We start from the raw sequence: 21,446 nt of genomic DNA, 5'->3' as shown, positions 1-21,446 counted from the left end.
CGGTCGGCTCTCAGTACTTGCGGTTTGGGAATTCTTTGGCTGCGACTTCCATCGGGAAGATTCCCTCTTCGGTCACGATGCGCTTGGGCAGCGGCTTGCCGGCCTTGATGTCTTTCACCGCCTGCATGAGCTGCGGCCCGAGCAGCGGGCTGCATTCCACCGACACGTTGAGCTTGCCGGCGATCATGGCTTCGAACGCGCCCTTCACCCCGTCGATCGAGATGATGGTGATGTCCTTCGCGGGCTTCATGCCCGCCTCTTCGATCGCCTGGATGGCGCCGATGGCCATGTCGTCGTTGTGCGCGTAGAGCACGTTGATCTTCTTGCCCTCGGCCTTGAGGAAGGCTTCCATCACCTCCTTGCCCTTGGCGCGCGTGAAGTCGCCGGTCTGCGAGCGGGTGATCTTGAACTTCGGGTCGGCCTTGATGATCTCCTCGAAGCCCTTCTTGCGGTCGATGGCCGGTGCCGAGCCCACGGTGCCCTGCAGCTCGACGATGTTGACCTCACCCTTCTGGTCCTTCATCTTCTCGACGAGCCAGCGACCGGCCTTGCGGCCTTCTTCGGTGAAGTCGGAGCCCATGAAGGTCACGTAGAGCGAGTCGTCCTTGGTGCTCACGGAGCGGTCGGTCAGCACGACCGGAATCTTCGCGGCCTTGGCTTCGCGCAGCACGGTTTCCCAGCCCGACTCGACCACGGGCGAGAACGCGATCACGTCGACCTTCTGCGCAATGTACGAGCGGATGGCCTTGATCTGGTTTTCCTGCTTCTGCTGCGCGTCGGAGAACTTCAGCTCGATGCCCGCCTCCTTGGCCGACGACTTGATCGACTCGGTGTTGGCCGTGCGCCATTCGCTCTCGGCGCCCACCTGCGCGAAGCCGAGCACGAGTTTCTTCTGCGCGAAGGCGGAAGCGGGCAGCAGCCCGCCGAGCGCGGCAGCGGCCAGGGCGGTGTTGAGGGTGCGGCGATTCATGGTCATGGTTGTCTCCTTCTTGATGAGTCTGTGATGAGTTCGGTCAGGCCAGCATGTAGCCGGTCTTGACCGTCGTGTAGAACTCCGCGGCGTGGCGCCCTTGTTCGCGCGGCCCGTAGCCCGACCCTTTGCGGCCGCCGAAGGGCGCATGAAAGTCCACCCCCGCGGTCGGCAGATTGACCATCGTCATGCCGACCACGGCATGGCGTCTGAAATGCATCGCGTGCTTCAGCGAGTTGGTGCAGATGCCCGCGCACAGGCCGAAGGGCGTGTCGTTGCACAGCGCGAGCGCTTCGTCGTAATCGCCGGCGCGCAGCACGCAGGCCAGCGGCCCGAAGATCTCTTCGCGCGCGATGCGGTGCTCGGGCCTGGCCAGGAAGAGCGCAGGGCTCATGTAGTGGCCGGCGGTGGCGCGCTGCAGTGCGTCGCCGCCCCACACGTGCTCTGCCCCCTCTTCGCGCGCGATGTCGATCCACGCGAGGTTCTGCGCCAGCCGCTCTGCATCGGCCACGGGGCCGATGTCGATGTCGCGCTCCAGCGCGTGGCCGATCTTCAGCGTCTTCAATCGCTGGCGCAGCTTCGCCACGAAGGCGTCGTGCACGGCGGCCTCGACGATGAGCCGGCTCGATGCCGTGCAGCGCTGGCCGTTGGAAAAGTAGGCGCCCTGCACCGCGCAGTCGACGGCGCGGTCGAGGTCGGCATCGGCCAGCACGACGAGCGCGTTCTTGCCGCCCATCTCCAGCTGCACCTTGGCGCGCCGTGCGGCGGCCGCCTGCAGCACGCGTTCGCCATTGGCGGCCGAGCCGGTGAAGCTCAGCGCATCGACGAGCGCGCTGTCGACCAGCGCCTGGCCCGCTTCGCGCCCGCTGCCCATCACGAGGTTGAACACACCCGCCGGCAGCGTGGCGCGGCTGATGATGTCGGTGAGCGCCCAGCCGCAGGCCGGCACCAGCTCGGCCGGCTTGAAGACCACGCTGTTGCCATGCGCCAGCGCCGCGGCAATCTTCGAGGCCGGCACCGCGAAGGGCGTGTTCCACGGCGTGATGAGGCCCACCACGCCGACCGGTTCGCGCGTCACGTCGACCTGCACGCCGGCGCGCACCGAGGCCACGTTCTCGCCGCCACCGCCGCGCAAGGCTTCGCCCGCGAAGAACTTGAAGATCTGGCCCGCGCGCGCCACCTCGGCCACGGCCTCGGGCAGCGTCTTGCCGACCTCGCGCGCCAGCAGCAGGCCCAGGTCGTCCTTGCGTGCGAGCAGCTCGGCGCCGATGCGGTCGAGCACGTCGGCGCGCCGCTGCGGCGTGCTGTGGCTCCAGTGCATGAAAGCCTCGTTGGCCGCGCGGATCGCCAGCTCGACCTGGCGCCGGTCGGCACGTGCGTACTCGGCCACCACCTCGCTGGTGTCGGAAGGATTGACGCTGACACCCGTGGTCGCGCTGGTTTCCCAGCGGCCGTTGATGTACTGGCGCACGCTCTGCCGAAGCTCGCCGTGGATCACCGTGGCGTTGCCTTGTCTCTGTTGTTGTGGGTCTGGGGCGGAAGTCTAGAAACGATTTCGATATCGATCCAATCGTTTTTTAGACAAAATGCATATCAATCGGTGGATTCTGGAAAACCCCGTCAGACCTTCGTTCGCACCTTCTTCATGAACACCTACAACCACTGGTTCATTCGCGCCCGCCTCAAGACCCGGCAGCTGCTGTTGCTGGTGGCGCTGGCCGAGGAAGGCAACATCCACCGCGCGGCGCAGGTGCTCAACATGACGCAGCCCGCGGCCTCCAAGTTGCTGAAGGACCTGGAAGACGTGCTCGAGGTGCCGCTGTTCGACCGGTTGCCGCGCGGCATGCGCCCGACCTGGTACGGCGAAACCATGATCCGCCACGCCCGCGTGGCGCTGGCCAGCCTGAACCAGGCGCACGACGAACTCACCGCTCTCAAGGCGGGGCGCTTCGGTCAGGTGAACGTGGGCGCCATCACCGCGCCGGGCCTCACGCTGATGCCGCCGGCCGTGGCGATGGTCAAGCGCGAGCAGCCCGACCTGCGCGTGTCGCTCGAGATCGAGACCAGCGCGGTGCTGATGGAGCGCCTCGCGCAGGGCAAGCTCGACATCCTGGTGGCGCGGCTGTTCGCCGAGCACGACAAATCACAGCTGCGCTATGAGGCCCTGGCCGAAGAACCGGTGTGCGCGCTGGTGCGCCCCGGCCATCCGCTGCTCGGCGTGAGCGGCCTCACGCTGCGCGACGTGGTGGGCGCCGGCTGGATCGTGCCGCCCGCGGGCAGCGTGCTGCGCCACCGCTTCGAGCTGATGTTCCAGGAGGAAGGCCTGGCGCCGCCCGCCAACATCATCGAGAGCCCCGCGCTGCTGTTCATCACGCGCATGCTGCAGCAGAGCGACATGGTCGCGGTGCTGGCGAGCGACGTGGCGCGCTACTACGCGGCGCACGGCATCGTGTCGCTGCTGCCGCTGGACATGCCCTGTCACATGGACCAGTTCGGCATCATCACGCGCACCGACCGGCTGCTGTCGCCGGCCGCGAAGGTGATGATGAAGGCGCTGAAGACGGCGAGCATGAGCGTCTACGGACGCAAACTCGAGATGGACTGAACGGGCGGTGCCGCTTTTTCACGCTTATCGATAGTTTGCTGCGCACCTCGGTGCGGGATGACCATTGTTTGCAGTGTTGGCGCGGCATTGCGTCAAGACTGCGGCGACTTTTTGTTGTCACACAGGTCGCCCTATGTCGAATGCTTCGCGCACGCTGTCGGTTCAATCTCCCGCGATTCCTCTTTTTCTTGGACTGCTTGCGCTGAAGCCCGTGCGGCTGTCAGGCCGCGAAAAACTCTGTAGTCCGGCTTACAAGGATGGTTGGACCGATGCGGATATGCACGCCTCCATGGCCAAGGTACGCGGAGACAACCAATGACCGCCGCGGAAGCCAAGCAAGCGGTACTGGAGGTCGGCGATCTCGTTTGGCAACACGCTAAATCGTCCCTCAAAGCGACTGCCAATCTCCACTGGCAAGCCATGAAGTGGAATGCCGGAATGCTGGGGGGAGAGTTCACTCAGAAGCGAACAATCGGACAGATCATTACCGACGCCGTCATCAGCATGTTCCCCATCGCAGGCGAAATCACCGCTGCACGCGATTCCATTGCGATCACCTTGCGGCTGTGCGATGACTCCAAGGCACGCGACAACAAGTGGGAATGGATTTCGCTGCTCCTATGTCTTCTGGCGGTGGTACCAGTTCTGGGCGGCCTTCTCAAAGGCGTGGGGAAACTGCTCATTCGAGCTGCCGAGAAGTCAGAGGACCTGGTCAAGCTCGCACAGGAAATCATGGCCTTCGTACGCAAGATGGGCCACGGCGACCCAGTTGCTTGGCTCAAGGCACTGGACTTTTCCAAATACCAGGATCTGGTGATCAAAGGTTTTCACGAATTGCTCACGCGCATCGGCAGTGCCGTTCAGTTCATCGCCAAAAACATGAGCGCGATGCTGCCTGCAGCCGTTTTGATGCATCTGCGGACGTTTCCGTCAAAGCTCGAAGTTCTAAGGCCACTGGGTGCGCACAAACTGGTGCAAGCCATCAAGGACCTGAACGAACTTCTCAATCAGTTGCGCCAGCACCTGATCGACGGGACGTGGACCCATATCACCGTTGGCACCAGCGGCACTCGCGTGATGACGGAGGAGGCTCGATTGACAGAGCTAGCTCGGGATATGGGAGCGAGCTTGGGACATACGGCAGCGAGCGAAGCGCACTACGTACATAAGGACCATTGGACAGATTTGCGAGATCCAAAATTCGATCGCGGCCCCCCGATTCCTAGTTTCAGCGTCAAAGCCTCGATCGAAGCCATCACACAAAGCCCCGGCACCGTCATGATCCGCGTTGTCGACACCGCTGAGTTGGGAAAGCCTTGGACTATTCCGGGCCGCTTCTGGACCACGCACCTTCCCTCCAATGGCACAACGTGGCGCACTGAATGTGCAGTCAAGCACAAGTGGAACAAAAACGGCAGTTATGTCGAGATAAAAGTCCCCACAGCAAAAGAAATGCTTGAAGCTGGAATTTCCGCCCCTGCCGACTGGGAAGGCATGCGAGTTTGGCGTGGAAAAATTGCAGAGCGATTGGATGACGAAGGAACCTCTGCAGAGGCCACCATGCGCCTTTTGCCTGGTGGAGATATTCAGCTTTTCGTGGATTTCGATCACGCATACAACGCGCCGGTTCGCGAATGGATCGAAAAAAAAGTTCGCGTTACACGTACGCACTGGATGGACGTGCAGTTGCCCAATCAAAAGCAGGCGCAGGCTTTGATGCTGGCCGAGCGCGAGCGCTCAGCCAAGATTCGGCTTGAGGGTTATGCATTGCGCGGGACAGCTATCACAGGAAAGCAAGCAAACGAGGAGGCCCAATGAGAATGCTCTCACCGAAGACCATGACGCTTGAACAGGAGGCGGAGTCACGTGCCAAGGCGTTTCATCTACTTAAGAAATGGACCAGCCTGACTTTCATCAATCAGGCAGTCGGGATGTATCGCTTGTTCTTGGATGCGTATGAAAAGCAGTTGGATACGCCGTGGCCCAACCAGAAGTGGCTGGAAGAAACATACATCCATACCTTCTTGCCTCGCCTTGTCGAACTGGAACAGGGCGTCGATGCGCTAAAGACGGGAACTGGCAAAGAAGCCGCGTGCAGAGCTATCGTTGCAGGAAGCGAGGAGTTTCCTCTTTTCGGCAGAGGTGCCGAGGAGTGGGGATTGGACTTCGATCCATTTTTCATCGCCCTGGGCATCCTCAGACCTACGAGTCAAGATCCAAAGCCGGAGACCGGATTTGTCAGATCGTGCTGGGAAGCCAACCTGCGTATCAAGACGCTCAAATGCACCGCAAACCTTGGCTTCATGTACAGACTGAATTACGGGGTGCGTGCGGACGGAGGCGGTCGAGTCTTCACGCACTGGACCTACGAGTCCCTGTTTCAAGAGTCACCTTCACCTGGCTGGTCCAATTGGCCTCCGGGCCGCGTCTTTCCAGCGGTATTGCCCCCTTGCCCGCCCAAGAACGAATCCAATGAAGGCCAGATCGTCAGTGGCCAGGAAATTCTGCGGGATGGCATCTACGAACCCTGGTTCTTCACTGGCGGGGTCGGCTGCCCCAACTACTTCCTCAAAGGCCAAACAGCCCATCAATACCAGCCTGAAGGCATCAACGAACTCGTACCCGTGCGTTGGCGCCTGCTATGGGAAGACCGCCGCTATCTCGACGGAACCGTGCCGGCAGAAGAAGCGCACTACGACATTGAAGCCTCTGCAGAGCAACACCCTCCTGCAGCACTGGCAGCCTTCGCCGGCGACCCCTGTCCCCAGACGGGCAACTGGCAAGCCCCTCGCCTGAACAACCGCATCGAGCACGTCGAACGCGGTCAGCCCATGCCCGGTCCGGCGAGCACGCAGAGCGGCTCCGTGGTTTGGTATTTGCAGAAGGAATGATGAGGCGGCCTGCCGCAGGCAGGCACACACCTCATTCCCAAGCAGGTGACTCAAAGAAATGAAATTGGCATTCTTGGCCCGCGAACAGCCCCATTCGAGGAGTCAGGTACGCGGACAGTCCCACACGCGAATCAAGTCCAGCCCGCGTCGACCGTGAACTCCTGCGCCGTGCACATCTTCGCGTCGTCCGATGCGAGAAACAGCACCATGCGCGCAATGTCTTCCGGCATCAGCTTGTCGGGCAGGCACTGGTTGCGGTGCAGCGCCTTCTCGCCCTCGTCGTCGAGCCACAGCTTCACCTGCCGCTCGGTCATCACCCAGCCGGGCGACACGGTGTTGATGCGGATGCGGTCGCGGCCCAGCTCCACGGCGAGCCCGCGCGTGAGGCCGTTCACCGACGACTTGGCGATCGCGTAGCAGGGGTAGCCCGAGCCCTTGGTCTGCCAGCCCGTGGAGCCGAGGTTGACCACCGAGCCGAAGCCCAGGCGCTTCATGCCCGGCACCACCGACTGGATCGCGAACAGCGCGGGCCGCTCGTTGATGGCCATGCGGTTGTCGTAGTAGTCGGGCGTGACCGATTCGAGCGTGTGGCGATCGTCGCTGGCCACGTTGTTGACCAGCACCGCGAAGTCGCCGAGTTCGGCGGCCGCGTCGGCCATGGCTCGCTGCAGCGCGCCGATGTCGCGCACGTCGCAGGCGCGCCACCACGGCGCGGCGTGGCCGGCCTCGGTGATCTGCGCGGCGAGCGCCGCGCTGGCACCTTCTGCAATGTCGACGAAGGCCACGCGCGCGCCCTGCGCCGCAAAAGCAGCGACGATGGCCGCGCCGATGCCGCTGCCGCCGCCGGTGACGAACACGGTGCGGTTCTTGAGGCTGGGATGGATGGAAAGCTGAGGGGAATTCAAGGAAAAGGTCTCCAGGGTGCATCTCATGACATTGCAAAACAAATATCAATCGATGCCGATATTTTCGATTTCAGTTATCAATATGCCTTGATACGATCCGCCGCGTCAAGGCGACATGACATTCAGAAAGAACAAATGACCATGCAAGAGACAAGCGCCCCTTCTTCGCCGCTCGCGGCCCCTCGCGTGCTCGGCACGCCCGAATGCCTCTGGCCCGCCGCCGCCGATCTCGGCGAAGGCACGCTGTGGTCGGTGCGCGAGCAGGCGCTGTACTGGATCGACATCCTTCAGCCGCGCCTCTTCCGCTACGACCCGGCCACGGGCGCGCAGCGCACCTGGCACTTCGACGAAGAGATCACCGCGATTGCCGAGCGCGCGTCCGCGCCGGGCCTGTTCCTCACGCTGCGCCGCGGCTTCGCGCTGTTCGACACCACCGCCCCCGGCGACACCACGAAGCCGCGCTACCTGCACCAGCCCGAACCCGAGCGCACCGGCAACCGCTTCAACGACGGCAAGTGCGACAGCCGCGGCCGCTTCTGGGCCGGCAGCATGGACTTCGATTGCAAGGCGCCCACCGGCGCGCTCTACCGCTTCGACGCCGACGGCCACTGCACGCGCCACGACGACGGCTTCGAGGTGACCAACGGGCCGACGTGGTCGGGCGACGGCCGCACCATGTACTTCAACAACACGGCGATCAACCTGCTGTACGCGTACGACTTCGACATGGAGGCCGGCAGCGTGTCGAACAAGCGCGTGTGGCACCGCTTCCCGAAGGGCGACGGCCTGCCCGACGGCATGACCACCGACGCGGCCGGCCGGCTGTGGATCGCGCACTGGGACGGGTCGTGCGTCACCTGCCACGACCCGGTGAGCGCCGCCGAGCTGTGCCGCATTGCGCTGCCCGCAAGCAACGTGACCGATTGCGCCTTCGGCGGCGCGGACATGCAGACGCTCTACATCACGACGGCGCGCAACAGCCGCACCGAAGAACAACTGAAGAGCGAGCCGCTGGCCGGTGGGCTCTTTGCTGTGCGCATCGACAGCCCGGGCGTGCCGGCAGCGTTGTTTGCAGGCTGAGACGGCGCGCGCTTCAGCAAACGCTGAAGCGGTGCTCGGTCGTGCTGGCGAACACCTCGCCGGGGCGCAGCACGGTCGACGCAAATTCCGGCCGGTTCGGCGCATCGGGAAAGTGCTGCGTCTCCAGGCACAGGCCGTCGCCCTGGCGCAGGCTCGCGCCCGCGCCGCCGAGCAGGCTGCCGTCGAGGAAGTTGCCCGAATAGAACTGCACGCCGGGCTCGCTGGTGTGCACGTCCATCACGCGGCCCGAGTCCTCGTGCGCGAGACGCGCAGCAAGCGAAAGCCCCGTGCCGCTGCGATCAAGCACCCAGTTGTGGTCGTAGCCATGCGCGCGCAGCAACTGCTCGTGCCCTTCGCGGATGCGCTCGCCGATGCGCGTCGGCGTGCGGAAATCGAAGGGCGTTCCAGCCACCTCGCCCAGCCCGAGCGGAATGAGCGTGGCATCCACCGGGCAGTAGCGGCTCGCGGGAAGCGTGAGCACATGGTCCATCACCGAGCCGCTGCCGGCGAGATTGAAGTAGTCGTGGTGGCTCAGGTTGAGCACCGTCGGCCGGTCGGTGGTGGCGCGGTAGTCGATGCGCCAGGTGTTGGCCGTGGCGCTCAGCGTGTAGCGCACCGTCAGCTGTACTTCGCCTGGATAGCCCTCTTCGCCGTCGGCGCTGGTGTAGCGCAGTTCGAGGGCGAGTTCATGAGGCACCGGCACGATCTCCCAGTAGCGCTTGCCGAACCCCGTGGCGCCGCCGTGCAGCGTGTTCACGCCGTCGTTCAGGCCCAGCTGGTGAGCAGTGCCATCGAGCGTGAAGCGGCCCGCGGCGATGCGGTTCGCATAGCGGCCGACGATGGTGCCGAAGTGCGGATGCGGCTTGAGGTAGTCATCGAGCGACGGCAAACCCAGCACGACGTTGGCGCTGCGCCCCTGCCGGTCGGGCACGTGCAGCGCGGTGACGATGCCGCCGAGATTGATGGCGCTCAGCCGCAGGCCATGGCCGTTGTCGAGCGTGTATTCAGTGACGGGACGGCCGTCGGGCATGAGGCCGAAGGGGCGCGAAGTGAGTGGCTGGGTCATCGGGCTTGAGATTGCAACGCCTCGCGCGCGCACTGCGATGCGGTGCGCAGGCCGATGCGGTCTTTCAGGTCGTGAAAGGTCGGCGGCTCGGCCGCATGCGTCATCACTTCGACGCGGTGGCCCGCCTTGCCCACCGCATCGGCAAAGCGCTGCTGCAGCACGAACGGCGTGTTGCGGTCGTCGGGGTTGCCGATCAGCACGATGCGCCGCTGCGGGTCGCGCGGGATGCCGGCCACATGGTCCAGCGGGTCGTAGACCTGCGTGCTGCCCGTGGTGTCGGTGCGGCCGTCCTTCGAGCGGCCGAGCCGCCGCGCGCGCTCCAGCAGGTCGAACGCGCCCGAGGTGAGCACCGCGCAGGCCACGCGCGTGCGCCCGAGCGTGAGCAGCGCGGCGCCGGCCGTGGCGCCGCCGCTGTGCCCGACGATCACCACGCGCTGCAGCCGGTGGCGCTGCATCAGCGCCTCGAGCGCCGCATCGAGCGCATGGAACTCCACCGCCTCGCGCCGCCGACGATGGTCGCCCGACGAGCCGTAGGTGCCGGGCCGCGCCATGAAGATCCACGGCATGCCGGCGCGGTCGCTCGCGGCCTGCGCGTCGAGCGTGCGCAGCGGTTCGGTGTTGCCGGGAATGCGCGTGGGCGACTGGTTCATCAGGCTGTCGCGGTCGCCCGAGAACTGCACGATGGCGATGCGCGCATCGTCGATGTCGCGGCTCGCAAAGTAGCGGATGCACGACGGCCCTTCGACCGCCTGCACCCAGAGGAAGCCGGGACGGTCGGGGCAGTTGGCGCGCACGGCGGGCTGGTTCCAGTGCAGCAGCGCGCCCTCGGCCGACGCGGAGGCCGAGGGCTCGCGCGGCGCTGACACCCTCGGCGCATCGGCGCGCTGCGCGCACGCCGTCTGCATGAGCACCAGCAACAGGCAGGCCAGGCGTGCGCGTGGTTTCATAGCTTTTGCAGCAGCTCGGGAATGAGGCCGAAGTCGGACGCCAGGCGGTCGCCCTTCACCAGCACCAGGTCGCCGTCGCGCAGGAAGTCGCCGAGGTAGCCGGTGAGCTGCGCGGCGTCTTCGAAGTGCGGGCCGAGCAGTTCGGCTGGCACTTCCTCGCGCAGCCAGCGCATCTCGGCACCGTGCGTCACGAGGTGCGCGATGCCCGACGCGAGCAGCGGCGCGGCGAGGCTGCGGTGCATCGCCTCGGCGTCCTTGTCGAGGTTGACGATGCGCCCGAGCACGCCGATCTTGCGCGTCACCGGCCCGTGCGCGGCGCGCTCGCAGGTGCGCACGAACTCCATCGCGTTGCGCATCGACATGACCTCGGCGCTCCAGCTGTCGTCGATGAGCGTGGCCTGCACGCCGCCCTGCGTGCGCAGCGGGCGCAGCTGCATCACCGAGGCCGGCAGGCGCACGAAAGGCATGCGCGCGCATGCGGCCTCGGCGTCGAAGCCCAGCGCCAGCAGCGCAGCAAAGGCCAGCGCCGAATTGCGCACCAGTCCCTCGCTCGCGATCGGGAACAGGTACTCGACCGTGCGACCCGGCAGCGCAATGCGCACGCGGCAACCGCCGTCGGGCTCGGGCCGGGTGTCGACGATGCGGATGTTGGCGTCGGGCCCGCTGCCCACGACCCAGATGGCGCCCGCCGTGCGCGCGGCCGCCTGCACCACCTGCATCAGGCAGGGAATGTGGTCGGGCACGATGGCCACGCCGCCAGGCTCCAGCCCGAGGAAGAGGCGCGACTTGTAGTCGGCCGTCTGTTCCACCGTGGTCGCGCGGTAGGTCTGCGACAGGCCGAGTTCGGTGAGGATGGCCACGTGCGGCCGTGCCATCAGCGAGATCGGCCCGCGGTCCATCCACAACCCGCTCTGCGCCATCTCGAGCACGCACACGTCGGCATCGACCGGCAGGCTGGCCAGCGCGGCCGGCACGCCGACGCGCGAGTTGTAGTTGTCGACGGTGGTGTGCACGCGCGCCGCCTCGGGCAGCAGGTCGCGCAGCATGGCGATGGTGGACGACTTGCCGACCGTGCCGGTCACGCCCACCACGCGCCCCTTGAAGCGCGCACGCGCGGCCACGCCCAGGTCGATCATGGCGCGGATCGGGTCGTCCACCTGCAGCAGCGGAAAGGCCGGATCGAGCCCGTCCACCGGGTGCGCGACCACGGCGCCCGCGAGCGCGCGCTGCAGCACGGGCAGGTCGTCGTGGCGATCGGGGTTGTCGGCGCGCGGCTTGCTGTAGTTCTCGTGTCTGGCCAGCGTGCGGTAGTCCGACGCGATGAACAGCCCCGGCTTCGGCAGCAGTGCCATGTGCGTCGGCCCGCGCACCACGGCGTTCGCGACCCAACCCGGCGGCGGCGGCACGAGCCACTGCCCGCCGGTGACGCGCTGCAGGTCGTCGGCCGTCCACACGGGCGATGCCTGCGGTGCGGCGCCCGGACGCAGCGCCGCGAGCACGGGCGCGCGGCGCTCGGGCAGCGGCGTCGGCGCCTTCAGGCGCAGGCCGCACCACACGGGCAGGCGGCGCGCGGACGGCAGATCGGGCAGCGCGCCGCGCACGCGCACTTCGATCTGCAGCACGTCGTCCTCGAGCAGGCCCAGGCGCGGCGCGCGCAGGCCGTAGCGGTCGCGGTAGATGCGCCCCGGCGTCCAGCGGCTGGTGGGCCACATCCAGTCGCAGGGGTCGTGGTCCATGGCCTCGCCCCAGGCCGGCATGGTGGTGCTGCGCATCGCCAGCGCGCGGAACTGCACGCGCAGGTCGGCGCTCACGGGCGCATCGACGGTCCAGTACGACTCGACCCACAGCAGGCGTCGCCCGACGATCTGCGTCGGTGCGCAACGGATGCCCACGAGGCGCAGCGGGCCGATCTGGATCGGGCGCATCTGCGCATCGGCCGGTACCGCATCGACCGACCACTCGGGCCGCGGCGCGAGCACAGGGCCGACCAGCGCGGGCGGGCGCGACGCCGACAGCGGCACCAGCGGCGGGCGACCGGCAGGCGCGGTGCGCTCGGGCGGCGACAGCTGCAGCGCACAGCGCCCGTCGGGCCGCGGCGTCATCTCGGTGCCGAGCGCACGGCAGAGTCCGGCGAAACGCGCGCTTGCAGCCTGCGCCGCCTCGCCCTCGCGCTGCCGCGAGAAACCGAAGCCCACGCCGACCGGCGTGAACACCACCTCTTCCACGCCATGCGGCCCGAGGCGCAGCGAGAACACGCCGGAATCCCCGAGGTCGTTGCGGATGGCGTCGAACAGCAGGTCGCCTGCGTCGTGCAGGATCGGCCGGCCTTGGTAGACCTCGATGCCTTGCAGCAGGTGGGCCGAGGTGCCGAGCACCGCGTCGGCGCCGGCCTCGACGATGGCATGGCCGACGGCGATCTCGGCCCGCGAAGGCGCGGTCTCCTGGTTATTGCCCCAGTGCACGGCCACCAGCACCACGTCGGCCTCACGGCGCGCGGCGGCGATGCGCGGCGCGAGCGTGGCGCGCCAGGCGGCCGGGTCGCTGAGCGGCAGCCAGGCCGCGCCGGGAAGCTTCGCGGTCGCGGCAAAGCTCGGCTGCGTGGCGTCGAGCGAGAACAGCGCCACGCGCAACCCACCGGCCTGGCGGAAGGCGGGGCTCAACGCCGAATCGAGGTCGGGCCCGGTGCCGGCGAAGGCGATGGCGGCGGCGTTGAGCAGCCCGTGCTGCTCCAGCAGCGCTTCGGGGCCGTAGTCGCCGCTGTGGTTGTTGGCGGTGGCGACCATGTCGATGCCGGCCTCGGTCAGCACCGACAGCATCTCGGGCCGTGCGCGGTAGTAGTACGGGCAGCCCTCGTTCTTCTCGACGCCCTGCGCGCCCGTGGTGGCGACCACGCATTCGAGATTCACGATGCGCAGGTCGGCCTCGCGCAGCGCGGGGATGTCGCCGAGCATGCGCGCAGGGCCACCCAGCTCGTGCATGCGGTAGTGCAGCCGGCGGCCCAGATTGACATCGCCGCCCCACAGCACGATGCCTTCAAGGCCGCGTGGTGCCGTCGGCTCGGCCACAGCTTGCGAGAGCTGCGCGCTCTGTTGCTGCGCCTCGCGCGCTTCGAGCAGCCGGTGGTAGGCCACGTAGCCCGACAGGTAGTGCTCCACGTCGTCGATGCGCACGCGGAAGCTGTGGTGCTTGATGAAGAACGAGCCCGCGATGCGGTCGGGGTGGCGAAAGAACATCGCCAACTCGGGCCAGAAGTGGCCGTTGGCGAGGTAGCGCGCGCGGTGCTCCAGCGCGCGATCGAACTTGTGGCGATCGAGCCCCGCGAGCAGCGGGCGCAGCGCCGGGTCGGCTTCGAGCCGCAGCACCATCTCGCGCGCGGCCATCATCAGCTCGAGCAGCGTGGGGAAGGTGGTGATGCGCTCCAGCACGAAGTCCAGGTGGCCCGCCATGTTCTGCAGGCCGAACTGGTAGTAGCGCGTCTCGGGCTTGAAGCGCGTGAGCTCGTTGACGCAGTAGCTCAGCCAGTGATCGTGCGCACGCCAGTGGCCCGCCGCAATGAAATGCTCGAAGGCTTTCTCGACCACCGCGAGCCAGCGCGCATCGCGCGTGAGGCCGTACAACCGCATCAAACCGAAGGCCGCTTCGCCGTCGTAGTAGATGATGCGAAAGGGCTCCTTCACGTCGAGCCCCGGGTGGTTGAGCACGTGCACGAAGCGGCCGGTCTGCGCGTCCTGCATGGAGCGGATGCCCAGCGCAAGCTGCTCCATCAGCGGCTGGTACTGCGCATCGCCGGTGAGCTCGGTGTACTTCACGAAGGCCAGCAGGCACACGGCATTGCCGCCGAGCTTGATTTCGTTACCGACGTCGACCAGGAAGGCTGCCTGCGTGCCGTCGGGCAGCGTGGCGCGGCGGATCAGCCGCTGGCTCAGGAAGGCCAGCGCGCGATCGATGGCAGCCTTCTGCGCGTCGCTGCGCGTGAGCTCCCAGCCTTCGAGCATCGCGTAGGTGGAGCTGGCGTGGCGCAGCGTGTTGTAGGTGGGAATCGCGCGGTCGAAGCACGGGAACCAGCCGTAGTGGAACTCGCCCGTCGGCTTGACCTGCTCGGCCAGGTAGTCGCTCGCCGAATCGACCAGCGCGCGCACCTGCTGTGCGTTCCAGTCGGTGAGCGTGCGAAAGCCCGCGGCCTGCCCCTCGGCCGTGAGCGGCCAGGCGCCGTCGGCATCGACATACACGGCGCGCGTGGTGAAGCACCACACGGGCGCGGCGTCGTCGGTGGGAAAGTCGCGCTCGTCGCCGAAGCGGCGCTGGGTGTGCGTGCGCAGGTTGCCGTTGTTGGGCTCCGCGTGATCGACCGTGCCGTTGTAGAGCACGGCGCTGCCGTGCATCTCCTGCGCGAGCAGGGCGGTGTCGAAGCGCGCGTCGAGCGCGATGCCTTCGTTGAAGTAGTTGCGCTTGGTCTGCCCCAGCCGCGCCTTCAGTTCGCCCCAGGTCATCGGCGTGCTGCGATCGACGATCTCCGCGCGCAGCCGCTGCGCGGGCCGTTCGGCGCGCTTCGCCTTCACGGCCAGCGCCTCGGCGGCGGCCTGCCACGCGGCCTCGGTGTCGGGGCCGCGGCCCATGACGACGCGGGCGCGGCTCTCGCCTTCGCCGATGGCGAGGAACACCACGCAACCGGCTTCGTCGGTGGCGGGTGCGGCCGGGGGCAACGTCCCGTCCGGGGTGGCCAGGGCCTGCCTGGCGCGGTTCAACAGATCGGTGAGGGGAACAACAGGGTCGTAAGTCATGCGCCGCGAATGATGACAGGCCGCGGCGCGGCCTGCCACTGCGGAAATCCGGGGCGCGTCAGGTCCGGGTCAGGCCCAGGCGTCGAACACCGCGCCGCGCACGGCCTCGACCGCCGCCGAGCGCTCGCCGCCGGCCGGCGCGAGCCAGCACAGCCACGTGTGTGAGCGCCAACCGTTCCAGATCTTCAGTTCGCCCTGGCGCTCGCCCTGCTCGGCCTGGTCGAGCCGCATCAGGCCCGCGCCCATGCCGCTGGCGACCATGCTGCGGATGGCGCTCTCGCCGTCGGCGGTGACGCCCTGGCGGTAGTCGCGCCCGGCCGAGGCGAAGAGCTTTTCGAGGTGCGCGCGCAGGATGCACGAAGGCGGCGTGCCGACCCAGGTCAGCTCGGTGAGCTGGTCGAGCGTGAGGTCGGGGTGCGCCTGCGCCACGGACAGCGGCAGGCCCACGGCCAGGTCGACCACGCCCAGGCGCCGCAGCTCGAAGCCTTCGAGCCGCTCGACATCGCTGAGCACATAGGCGCAGTCGAGTTCGCCGCGCTGCACGGCCGCCAAGGTTTCGTACGACAGCCCCTGCTTCAGTTGCAGCGTGACCTGCGGGTGCTGCTGCGCCAGCGTGACCAGCACGCTGCCCAGCCGCAGCGCCACCGGATCGACCACCGTGCCGAAGCGCACCACGCCCTGCGCCGCACCGCGCAGCTGGTCGGCGGCCGACTGCATGCGCATCGCGGACGCCAGCGTGCGCTCGGCCTCTTCGAGCAGGCGCTGGCCGGCCGCGGTGGGCGACATGCCGCGCGGCGTGCGCTCGAACAGGCGCACGCCGAGTTCGTCTTCCAGCGCCTTGAGCTGCGCGCTGGCGGCCGGGGCGCTGGTGAACACGCGCTCGGCCGCGCGGGTCAGGTTGCCCTCCTTCGCGATGGCGACGAAGGTCTTCAGTTGGTACAGCTCCATGACCGCGGATTGTGAGCGCGTGCGGCGCGGTCGTCCGTTCGCTTTTTCGGAAGCCCCTGTCCAAAGAAACGAATGGCCTTCGCGGGGCGGCGTCCCCATCCTTCAGACCACGCACTCCGTGTTTTTCTGAAAGGTCTTCCCGTGTCCTCCCCTTCCTCACGCCTGCCGGGCATTGCGGCCCTGCTCTTCGCCACCGCCAGCTGGGGCAGCCTGTTCCTCGTCGGCAAGGGCGTGCTGCACCACGTGGCGCCCGTGTGGCTCACGCTCATCCGCTACACCCTGTCGGCGCTCGTGTTCGCCGCGCTGCTGGGCCTGCGCGGCGCCGGCGGCTGGCACAAGCTGCGGCGGCATGCGGTGCCGCTGGCGCTGCACGGCTTTGCGGGCTTCGGCGTGTTCAGCATCCTGCTGTTCATCGGGCTCTCGCACTCGGAGCCTTCGCACGGCGCGGTGCTGATCGCGACCACGCCGATCACCACGCAGCTGCTGCGCTGGTGGCTCGACGGCGTGCGCCCGACGCGCACCACCTTGTTGACCGCTGCGCTGGCGCTGGCCGGCGTGGCGACGGTGGCCGGGCTGCTGTCGCCCGGCGGCGCGGCCCTGTCGCACGACACGCTGTTCGGCGACGCCATCGCCTTCGTCGGCACGCTGGGCTGGGTCTTCTACACGCGCGGCGCGGCGCGCTTTCCCACGCTCGACACGGTGGAATACACCGCGCTCACGGTGCTGGCCTCGTGGCCGCTGCTGCTGGCCGTGGCGGTGGGCATGACCGCGCTGGGCGCATCACCCGCGCCCAGCGCGCAGGGGCTGCGCCTGTCGTGGCAGGTGCTGCTGTACGCGGGACTGGTGCCGTCGGCGGTCGCGGTGCTGGCCTTCAACCACGGCGTGCGCGCCCTCGGCGCGGTCACGGGCACGGCCTTCCTGAACTTCGTGCCGGTGTCGACGCTGCTGATGGGCGTGGCGCTGGGCAAGCCGCCCGCCACGCACGAGATCGTCGGCGTGGCGATGGTGGTGGCAGCGCTGCTGCTGCATGTGATGGCGGCGAAGCGGGCAGTAGCGCCAGTCGCTCCGGTCCGTGCGCCGGTGCCGGGGCAGCGCACCTGCGGCGTCACGCCCTGAGCGGCGCGCGAGCGCTCAGCCCTCGGCGCGGCTGCGCCGGAAGATCGCGTAGTTGCCGTTCGCATGCCCCACGAGCACGTCGCCCACGTACAGCCGCGACTCCCGGTTGGCGACGGTGCGCCCGCGGTTGAGCAGCGTGGTCTTGCAAACGACCTTGCCTTCGAACACGGGCTTGAAGTAGTTCATCTTGATCTCGATGGTGGCGCAGATCTCGCCGGCCTCGAGCGTGGGGTACAGCGCGGTGCCCATGCCCGTGTCGGCCAGCGCCTAGAGCACCGCGCCGTGCACCACCTCGTGCGGGTTCAGGTGCTGCGGCGCGACGACCAGCGTCATGGTGCTGGCGCCTGCGGTGGCTTGCTCGCAGTGCAGGTCGATCAGTTCGGCGAAGGGGTGTTTCATGGCGATGCGGAATGAAAGGGCTGGTCGACTGTAGACCGCACGGCCGTCAGTCGCCGAGCGCGCGATAGAAGTAGGTGGTGCCGCACGGCGTGCCGTCGGGCAGCAGCGCGTAGCCGGGGATCGTGCCCACGCGCTGCCAGCCGCAGCGGGTGTACAGCCGCTCGGCCTCGGGGCTGGAGGTGTCGAGCACCAGCAGGGTCTTGCCGTGGTCGCGCGCGCGCTGTTCGGCGCTCTGCATCAGCAGTGCGCCCAGGCCGAGCCGGCGTGCGCGGCGGTGCACCAGCATCTTCGCGACCTCGCCGCGGTGTGGCTGGTTCTCGGGCTGCGCCAGCACCAGCTGCACGGTGCCGACGATGCCTTCGTCGTCCTCGGCCACCAGCAGCTCGCGTTCGCCGCGCGCCACGCCGTCGGCCACGTGGCGCCAGAAGGCCCGTGCGCGCTCGGGCGTGAGCGGCTGCATGAAGCTCACCGAGGCGCCGCCTTCAACGCAGTCGATGAGCACGTCGGCCAGCGCGTTCAGCTCGGCCTCGCTGACGGTGGACAGGGCGCGCAGGCGCGGGGTGGTGGTGGCAGCAGTCATGGTCATTTCCTGTTCGATGCGTGCGCGGGCGCGCTGGTGATGACGACCGCGTAGCGCGCCGTCTTGCGGGTGGGGTTGTGATAACTCGTCGGCTGGTCGAGCACGAGCGCCAGGCAGTCGCCGGTTTCGAGCCGGTACTGCTCGTCGCCGACCGCGAGTTCGATGCAGCCTTCGAGCACCCACACCTGCTGGTGGATGCGCGGCTCGCGCGCGCCGGTTTCGTAGGCCACGCGCGCGCCGGGCGGAAACAGCACCTCGACGATCTGGATCGGCGAGGCGTCGCCGCCGGCCGAGACGTTGCGGCGCAGGTAGCCCGAATGCGGATCGCGCCATTCGAGCTGGTCGGCACGGCGCGACACCGGGCTGGCCGTGGGCGCGTCGGGCTCGAACAGCGAGGCCAGCGGCACACCGAGGCCGGTCGCGAGTTTTTCGAGCAGCACCGCGGTCGGACTGCTCTCGCCGCGCTCGATCAGAGAGATCATCGAGCGGCTGACGCCGCAGTGCGTGGCCAGGGCGTCGAGCGAGAGATCGCGTGCCGTGCGCAGGGCGCGCACACGCTGGGCGATGCGGTCGTTGAGGCTGGGGGCTGAACCTGATTCTTCTTTCATATTGGATGAAATATCCAATTAAATAGAAACTCAGTCAACCCCTGGATGAAAGCGTGTCGTTGCGGCCATCGGAGACTTGTTCGACGAAGTGACTGTTCTTTGGAGAAATATTCATGCCCATCGCTGAAATCATCCAACACATCACCACCACCGACGCACCATGAGCGCCAACGACTCCGCCCCCCTGCCCTCGCGTTTCGCCACCTTCGCCGATGGCCCCGCCGCGCCGTCCGCGCTGCGCACCCGCATCACCGCCGCCTGCCGGCCGCCCGAGTCCGAGGCACTGCAACCGCTGCTCGACCAGGCCCGGCTGCCCGCCGGCCAGGCCGCCGAAGCCCACACCCTCGCCCATCGCATCGCGCACCAGCTGCGCCAGCGCAAGAACGGCGGCGGTCGCTCCGGCCTCGTGCAGGGCCTGCTGCAGGAGTACGCGCTGTCGTCGCAGGAAGGCGTGGCGCTGATGTGCCTGGCCGAGGCGCTGCTGCGCATTCCCGATGCCGACACGCGCGACGCGCTCATCCGCGACAAGATCGCGCAGGGCCAGTGGCAGGCGCACGCGGGCCACAGCCCGTCGGTGTTCGTCAACGCCGCCACCTGGGGCCTGCTGCTCACGGGCAAGCTGGTGGCCACGCACAGCGAGACGGGCCTGTCGGCCACGCTCACGCGGCTGATCGGCAAGGGCGGCGAGCCGCTGATCCGCAAGGGCGTCGACATGGCGATGCGCATGATGGGCGAGCAGTTCGTCACCGGCGAAACCATCGGCCAGGCGCTGGCGCATGCGCGCGCGCTCGAGGCGCAGGGCTTTCGCTATTCGTACGACATGCTCGGTGAGGCCGCGCTCACGGCCGATGACGCGCGCCGCTACCGCGCCGCCTACGAAGACGCCATCCACGCCATCGGCCGTGCCTCGAACGGGCGCGGCGTGTACGGCGGGCCGGGCATCTCGATCAAGCTGTCGGCGCTGCACCCGCGCTACAGCCGTGCGCAGTACACGCGCGTGATGGCCGAGCTGTACCCGGTGCTGCGCGACCTGGCGCTGCTGGCGCTGCACTACGACATCGGCCTGAACATCGATGCCGAAGAGGCCGACCGGCTCGAGCTGTCGCTCGACCTGCTGGAGCGCCTGTGCTTCGAGCCCGCGCTGGCGGGCTGGCAGGGCATCGGCTTCGTGGTGCAGGGCTACCAGAAGCGCTGCCCCTTCGTGATCGACTGGGTGATCGACCTCGCGCGCCGCAGCGGCCACCGGCTCATGGTGCGCCTCGTGAAAGGCGCCTACTGGGACAGCGAGATCAAGCGCGCGCAGCTCGACGGCCTCGCGGGCTACCCGGTCTACACGCGCAAGGCCTACACCGACGTGTCGTACCTGGCCTGCGCGCGCCGCCTGCTCGACGCGCCCGATGCGGTGTACCCGCAGTTCGCCACGCACAACGCCCACACGCTGGCCGCGATCTACACCATGGCCGACCCGTCGCGCTACACGCCGGGCCAGTACGAATTTCAATGCCTGCACGGCATGGGCGAGCCGCTGTACGAGCAGGTGGTGAGCCCGCTCGGCCGGCCCTGCCGCATCTACGCGCCGGTGGGCACGCACGAGACGCTGCTGGCCTACCTGGTGCGGCGACTGCTGGAGAACGGCGCCAACACCTCGTTCGTGAACCGCATCGCCGATGCATCGATTCCGCTCGACACGCTGGTGGAAGACCCGGTCGCGACGGTCGAACGCATGGCCGTGCAGGAAGGCGCGATGGGCTTGCCGCACGCGGCCATTCCGCTGCCGGCTGCGCTCTACGGCGCGCAGCGCGCCAACTCGCAAGGCCTCGACCTCGCGAGCGAAGTCACGCTGCACGCGCTCGCCGCCACGCTGCAGGCCAGCGCGACCGAACCCTGGCGCGCCACGCCGATGCTCGCTGCGCCACGCGCCGAAGACGAGGCCGCCCGCACCTGGGCCGACGTGCGCAACCCCGCCGACCGCCGCGACCTCGTCGGGCAGGTGCAGGACGCACTGCCGGGCGACGTGGCCTCGGCCATCGCACAGGCCGAAGGCATCGCTGCCGCATGGGCCGCGACCTCGCCCACCGAGCGCGCCGCCGCCCTCGACCGCGCCGCCGCATCGCTGGAAGCACAGCAGCCGCGCCTGCTCGGCCTGTTGATGCGCGAGGCCGGCAAGAGCGGCGCCAACGCCATCGCCGAGGTGCGCGAAGCGGTCGACTTCCTGCGCTACTACGCGGCGCAGGCGCGCACCGACTTCGCCAATGCCACGCACCGCCCGCTCGGGCCGGTGGTGTGCATCAGCCCATGGAACTTTCCTCTCGCGATCTTCACCGGCCAGGTGGCCGCTGCGCTCGCGGCCGGCAACCCGGTGCTGGCCAAGCCGGCCGAGCAGACGCCGCTGGTCGCCGCCGAAGCGGTGCGCGTGCTGTGGGAGGCCGGCGTGCCGCGCGCGGCGGTGCAGCTGCTGCCGGGCCGCGGCGAAACCGTCGGTGCTGCGCTGGTCGGCGACGCGCGCGTGCAGGGCGTGATGTTCACGGGCTCGACCGAGGTCGCGCGCCT

The 21,446-nt window shown here is 68.0% G+C and carries 18 protein-coding genes; 7 read left to right on the top strand and 11 right to left on the bottom strand.

Going from position 1 to position 21,446, the window contains the following annotated elements:
• Positions 1-10: 10 nt before the first annotated feature.
• Both AAG801_RS09640 and AAG801_RS09635 read right to left on the bottom strand, forming a co-directional pair.
• On the bottom strand, positions 11-976 hold the full coding sequence (locus AAG801_RS09640; protein WP_341888198.1) for an ABC transporter substrate-binding protein: 966 nt from the start codon (positions 974-976) through the stop codon (positions 11-13).
• 37 nt (positions 977-1,013) lie between these two features.
• Positions 1,014-2,468, bottom strand: a complete 1,455-nt coding sequence (locus AAG801_RS09635; protein ID WP_341888197.1) for an aldehyde dehydrogenase family protein — start codon at positions 2,466-2,468, stop codon at positions 1,014-1,016.
• A gap of 147 nt (positions 2,469-2,615) precedes the next feature.
• On the opposite strand from AAG801_RS09635, the gene AAG801_RS09630 reads away from it, so the two are divergent.
• The 4 genes from AAG801_RS09630 to AAG801_RS09615 all read left to right on the top strand — a co-directional run bounded on the left by AAG801_RS09630 (position 2,616) and on the right by AAG801_RS09615 (position 6,466).
• Positions 2,616-3,575: a LysR family transcriptional regulator gene (locus AAG801_RS09630; RefSeq protein WP_192195051.1), complete on the top strand. Its 960-nt coding sequence runs from the start codon at positions 2,616-2,618 to the stop codon at positions 3,573-3,575.
• 133 nt (positions 3,576-3,708) lie between these two features.
• Positions 3,709-3,894 (top strand): hypothetical protein, encoded by a 186-nt coding sequence (locus AAG801_RS09625; RefSeq protein ID WP_341888196.1) that lies wholly within the window; start codon positions 3,709-3,711, stop codon positions 3,892-3,894.
• Positions 3,891-5,393, top strand: coding sequence for a hypothetical protein (locus AAG801_RS09620; RefSeq protein ID WP_341888195.1), 1,503 nt, complete (start codon positions 3,891-3,893; stop codon positions 5,391-5,393). Before AAG801_RS09625 ends, AAG801_RS09620 begins: the two co-directional genes overlap by 4 nt.
• Before the next feature lie 2 nt (positions 5,394-5,395).
• Entirely contained in the window at positions 5,396-6,466 is a 1,071-nt protein-coding gene (locus AAG801_RS09615; RefSeq protein ID WP_341888194.1) for an Imm72 family immunity protein, read from the top strand.
• A 131-nt stretch (positions 6,467-6,597) separates the two neighbouring features.
• Here AAG801_RS09615 and AAG801_RS09610 read toward each other — a convergent pair whose 3' ends face one another.
• A complete protein-coding gene (locus AAG801_RS09610) occupies positions 6,598-7,398 on the bottom strand; it encodes an SDR family oxidoreductase (RefSeq protein ID WP_341888193.1) in 801 nt (266 codons plus the stop codon).
• Positions 7,399-7,506: 108 nt separating this feature from the next.
• Between AAG801_RS09610 and AAG801_RS09605 the strand changes: the two genes are divergently transcribed.
• Positions 7,507-8,451: an SMP-30/gluconolactonase/LRE family protein gene (locus tag AAG801_RS09605; protein WP_341888192.1), complete on the top strand. Its 945-nt coding sequence runs from the start codon at positions 7,507-7,509 to the stop codon at positions 8,449-8,451.
• A gap of 13 nt (positions 8,452-8,464) precedes the next feature.
• Here AAG801_RS09605 and AAG801_RS09600 read toward each other — a convergent pair whose 3' ends face one another.
• From AAG801_RS09600 to AAG801_RS09585, 4 genes are all read right to left on the bottom strand, one after another.
• Positions 8,465-9,517 (bottom strand): aldose epimerase family protein, encoded by a 1,053-nt coding sequence (locus AAG801_RS09600; RefSeq protein ID WP_341888191.1) that lies wholly within the window; start codon positions 9,515-9,517, stop codon positions 8,465-8,467.
• Positions 9,514-10,464, bottom strand: a complete 951-nt coding sequence (locus AAG801_RS09595) for an alpha/beta fold hydrolase (RefSeq protein WP_341888190.1) — start codon at positions 10,462-10,464, stop codon at positions 9,514-9,516. The genes AAG801_RS09600 and AAG801_RS09595 overlap by 4 nt, the downstream gene beginning before the upstream one ends.
• Complete coding sequence (locus tag AAG801_RS09590) at positions 10,461-15,245, bottom strand: CapA family protein (protein ID WP_341888189.1); 4,785 nt, start codon at positions 15,243-15,245, stop codon at positions 10,461-10,463. The genes AAG801_RS09595 and AAG801_RS09590 overlap by 4 nt, the downstream gene beginning before the upstream one ends.
• Before the next feature lie 69 nt (positions 15,246-15,314).
• Positions 15,315-16,193 (bottom strand): LysR family transcriptional regulator, encoded by an 879-nt coding sequence (locus tag AAG801_RS09585; RefSeq protein WP_341888188.1) that lies wholly within the window; start codon positions 16,191-16,193, stop codon positions 15,315-15,317.
• Between the two features lie 141 nt (positions 16,194-16,334).
• Between AAG801_RS09585 and AAG801_RS09580 the strand changes: the two genes are divergently transcribed.
• Positions 16,335-17,309 (top strand): DMT family transporter, encoded by a 975-nt coding sequence (locus AAG801_RS09580; protein ID WP_341888187.1) that lies wholly within the window; start codon positions 16,335-16,337, stop codon positions 17,307-17,309.
• Positions 17,310-17,324: 15 nt separating this feature from the next.
• On the opposite strand, the gene AAG801_RS09575 is transcribed toward AAG801_RS09580, so the two are convergent.
• Genes AAG801_RS09575 through AAG801_RS09560 form a run of 4 tightly spaced genes read right to left on the bottom strand, consistent with a single transcriptional unit; the run spans position 17,325 to position 18,896 of the window.
• Positions 17,325-17,573: a PaaI family thioesterase gene (locus tag AAG801_RS09575; RefSeq protein ID WP_341888218.1), complete on the bottom strand. Its 249-nt coding sequence runs from the start codon at positions 17,571-17,573 to the stop codon at positions 17,325-17,327.
• 3 nt (positions 17,574-17,576) lie between these two features.
• The gene (locus AAG801_RS09570) at positions 17,577-17,708 is read right to left on the bottom strand and encodes a hypothetical protein (protein ID WP_341888186.1); all 132 of its coding nucleotides are present in this window, start codon (positions 17,706-17,708) and stop codon (positions 17,577-17,579) included.
• 46 nt (positions 17,709-17,754) lie between these two features.
• Entirely contained in the window at positions 17,755-18,288 is a 534-nt protein-coding gene (locus AAG801_RS09565; RefSeq protein WP_341888185.1) for a GNAT family N-acetyltransferase, read from the bottom strand.
• A 2-nt stretch (positions 18,289-18,290) separates the two neighbouring features.
• The gene (locus AAG801_RS09560) at positions 18,291-18,896 is read right to left on the bottom strand and encodes an XRE family transcriptional regulator (protein WP_341888184.1); all 606 of its coding nucleotides are present in this window, start codon (positions 18,894-18,896) and stop codon (positions 18,291-18,293) included.
• 160 nt (positions 18,897-19,056) lie between these two features.
• Between AAG801_RS09560 and putA the strand changes: the two genes are divergently transcribed.
• Positions 19,057-21,446, top strand: a 2,390-nt coding sequence (gene putA, locus AAG801_RS09555) for a bifunctional proline dehydrogenase/L-glutamate gamma-semialdehyde dehydrogenase PutA (RefSeq protein ID WP_341888183.1), incomplete at its 3' end; no start/stop codon positions are given.

The sequence above is a fragment of the Variovorax sp. YR752 genome, from assembly GCF_943372545.1.
The sequence above is the reverse complement of the archived record's forward strand: the minus strand, read 5'-3'. Positions and strand labels throughout refer to the sequence as shown.

Bases quoted from the DNA above. Each gene is read 5' to 3' on its own strand.
- AAG801_RS09565 (WP_341888185.1), bottom strand. From the start codon at position 18,288: ATGACTGCTGCCACCACCACCCCGCGCCTGCGCGCCCTGTCCACCGTC.
- AAG801_RS09560 (WP_341888184.1), bottom strand. From the start codon at position 18,896: ATGAAAGAAGAATCAGGTTCAGCCCCCAGCCTCAACGACCGCATCGCC.
- AAG801_RS09600 (WP_341888191.1), bottom strand. From the start codon at position 9,517: ATGACCCAGCCACTCACTTCGCGCCCCTTCGGCCTCATGCCCGACGGC.
- AAG801_RS09620 (WP_341888195.1), top strand. From the start codon at position 3,891: ATGACCGCCGCGGAAGCCAAGCAAGCGGTACTGGAGGTCGGCGATCTC.
- AAG801_RS09585 (WP_341888188.1), bottom strand. From the start codon at position 16,193: ATGGAGCTGTACCAACTGAAGACCTTCGTCGCCATCGCGAAGGAGGGC.
- AAG801_RS09595 (WP_341888190.1), bottom strand. From the start codon at position 10,464: ATGAAACCACGCGCACGCCTGGCCTGCCTGTTGCTGGTGCTCATGCAG.
- AAG801_RS09610 (WP_341888193.1), bottom strand. From the start codon at position 7,398: ATGAGATGCACCCTGGAGACCTTTTCCTTGAATTCCCCTCAGCTTTCC.
- AAG801_RS09590 (WP_341888189.1), bottom strand. From the start codon at position 15,245: ATGACTTACGACCCTGTTGTTCCCCTCACCGATCTGTTGAACCGCGCC.
- AAG801_RS09570 (WP_341888186.1), bottom strand. From the start codon at position 17,708: ATGAAACACCCCTTCGCCGAACTGATCGACCTGCACTGCGAGCAAGCC.
- AAG801_RS09630 (WP_192195051.1), top strand. From the start codon at position 2,616: ATGAACACCTACAACCACTGGTTCATTCGCGCCCGCCTCAAGACCCGG.
- AAG801_RS09625 (WP_341888196.1), top strand. From the start codon at position 3,709: ATGTCGAATGCTTCGCGCACGCTGTCGGTTCAATCTCCCGCGATTCCT.
- AAG801_RS09640 (WP_341888198.1), bottom strand. From the start codon at position 976: ATGACCATGAATCGCCGCACCCTCAACACCGCCCTGGCCGCTGCCGCG.
- AAG801_RS09605 (WP_341888192.1), top strand. From the start codon at position 7,507: ATGACCATGCAAGAGACAAGCGCCCCTTCTTCGCCGCTCGCGGCCCCT.
- AAG801_RS09615 (WP_341888194.1), top strand. From the start codon at position 5,396: ATGCTCTCACCGAAGACCATGACGCTTGAACAGGAGGCGGAGTCACGT.